A 2,659-nucleotide genomic window follows, 5' to 3' on the forward strand; every position below is an offset into this window, starting at 1 on the left:
GTTCGAGCCCGAGGCGCTGAAGCAGTCGGTGCAGCGCATGCTCGGCTTCCACCCCGAGCGGCTGTACCTCACGCACTATGGCTGTGTCGAGGGGGTGCCGCGGCTCGGCGAGATGATGCTGGCGCAGGTCGACGAGATCGTCGCGCTCGGCGAGCGGCTGCGCCCGCTGCCGGCGCCAGAACGCCACGCCGCGCTGATGGCCGGCCTCGCGGCGCTCTACACGGCGCGGCTGCAGCGCCTGGGCAGCAGCGTGCCGCGCGACGACGCGCTGGCGCTGCTCGCGATGGACCTGGAGCTGAACGCGCAGGGCATCGGCATCTGGCTCGACCGCGCGCGCTGATATCCTCGGCGCCTCTCGGATTCGCGCGGCCGAGCCGCGCCGCGCACCATGATCGTCGGCATCGACCTCGGCACGACCAACAGCCTGATCGGCATCTTCCAGGGCGGGCGGCCGCAGCTGGTACGCAACGTGCACGGCGACTTCTCCACGCCCTCGGCGGTCAGCCTCGATGACGAAGGCCGCACGCTGGTCGGCCTGGCCGCCCGCGAGCGCGCCAGCACCCACCCCGACCGCACCGCGCAGGGCTTCAAGCGCTGGATGGGCAGCGACCGCAAGCTGCGCCTGGGCACGCGCGACTTCCGCCCCGAGGAGCTGTCGGCGCTGGTGCTGCAATCGCTGAAGGCCGATGCCGAGGCGCTGCTCGGCGAGCCGGTGACCGAGGCGGTGATCACCGTGCCGGCGTACTTCAACGAGGCGCAGCGCCGCGCCACCCGCACCGCCGGCGAACTGGCCGGGCTGACGGTGGAGCGGCTGCTCAACGAGCCGACCGCCGCCGGGCTGGCCTACGGCCTGCAGGAGCGCATCGACCACAGCAGCTTCCTGATCTTCGACCTGGGCGGCGGCACCTTCGATGTCTCGGTGCTCGAGTACTTCGACGGCGTCGTCGAGGTGCGGGCGAGCGCCGGCGACACGCGGCTCGGCGGCGAGGATTTCGTGCAGGCGCTGGGCCGGTTGTTCGTCGAGCGCTGCGACGGCCTGAAGCCCGCCGAGCGCGAGGCGCTGATGCAGGGCGGCGCCTGGTGGCGTGCCGCCGAGCAGGCCAAGCGCAACCTGAGCGATGCCGACAGCGCCGTGATGTCGCTGGTGCACCAGGGCCGGCGCCTCGAGTGCGCGATCACGCGGGCCGATTTCGAATCCGCGAGCGCCGAGCTGCTGCAGCGCCTGCGCCGCCCGATCGAGCGCGCGCTGTACGACGCGAAGATCGATGCCGCCGCGCTCGACGAGGTGGTGCTGGTCGGCGGCGCGACGCGCATGCCGATGATCCGCCAGCTGACGACGCGGCTGTTCCAGCGCCTGCCGTTGCGCACCATCGATCCCGACCTCGCGATCGCGCAGGGCGCCGCGGTGCAGGCCGGGCTGAAGGCGCGCGACGCCGCGCTCGCCGAGGTGGTGCTGACCGACGTGATGCCGTACTCGCTGGGCATCGTCGCGTCGCAGCAGGTCGGCGACACGATGGTGGCCGACCGCTTCTCGCCGATCATCGAGCGCAACACGCCGGTGCCGGTGTCGCGCGTCGGCGTCTACTCGACGGTGGTCGACCACCAGAAGAGCATCCGCGTCGACATCCGCCAGGGCGAATCGCCGGTCGGCTCCGAGAACCTGGCGCTGGGCGTGCTCGATGTCGACGTGCCGCCCCGCCCGGCCGGCGCGGCGACGCTGGAGGTGCGCTTCACCTACGACGCGAACGGCCTGCTCGACGYCGACGCCCGCGAGACCGCCAGCGGCCGCATCACCAACACGCTGATCCACAACACCTCGACGCAGATGGACGCCGCGGCGGTCGCGGCGGCACTCGAACGGCTGAAGCTGCTGAAGCGCCACCCGCGCGACGAGGACGAGAACCGCTACCTGCTGGAGCGCGCGAAGCGCCTGTACGAAGACCGGCTGGGCGAGGAGCGCAACGCGCTGCAGGCCTGGATGGCGCAGTTCGAAGCGGCACTCGACACGCAGGACGCGCGCACGGTGCGCAACGCGCGCCAGCAGTTCCGGCAGGCGCTGGACAGCATCGACGGCGGCTTCCGCTTCTGACCGGCGGGGCCACGATGCACGATTGGCAGGTGCTGGGGCTGGCGGAGCCCACCGACGACCTCGCGCTGATCAAGCGCAGCTATGCCGCGAAGCTGAAGGTGACGCGGCCCGACGACGACGCGCTCGCCTACCAGGCGCTGCGCGAGGCCTATGACCGGATGGTCGCGTGGGCACGGCATCGGCAGGCGCTGCGGGCCGAAGCGCTGGTGACCGCGACCGCCCCCGACCCGGCACCCGTTGTGTCCGTGATACCCGTTGAACCGTCGACCGAGCCGGCCGTCATTTCGGTACCGGCCGAGATGCCGACCGCGCAATCCCTGTCCCCCGAAGCCCTGTGCGAGCTCGTCACCCGCACCGTGCCGCAAGGCCCGGCCGCGCTCGAGGCGCTGGTGCCGGTGTTGCGCCGGCAGCTGAACGACCTGCCGCTGGGCCAGGAGGCCGAGGCCTCGGCACGCTTCGCCGACCTGGTGCTGCGCACCCCGCTGCTGCCGTCCGCGCTGCTGCTGATGCTGCAGGCCCACTTCGACTGGCTGGACGATTTCCGCACCGTGCGCCTGATCGGTGCGTGGC

At 72.2% G+C, this 2,659-nt stretch carries 1 protein-coding gene and 2 pseudogenes; all 3 read left to right on the forward strand.

Annotated elements, in window-relative coordinates; all coding sequences use genetic code 11:
• Window positions 1–340: pseudogene (locus AC1D01_RS29160) on the forward strand (MBL fold metallo-hydrolase); the annotation flags it as partial.
• A 48-nt stretch (window positions 341–388) separates the two neighbouring features.
• The gene (locus AC1D01_RS29165) at window positions 389–2,089 is read left to right on the forward strand and encodes an Hsp70 family protein (protein ID WP_477872640.1); all 1,701 of its coding nucleotides are present in this window, start codon (window positions 389–391) and stop codon (window positions 2,087–2,089) included.
• 14 nt (window positions 2,090–2,103) lie between these two features.
• Window positions 2,104–2,659: pseudogene (locus AC1D01_RS29170) on the forward strand (J domain-containing protein); the annotation flags it as partial.

Source organism: Rhizobacter sp. P3_B12 (genome assembly GCF_056402895.1).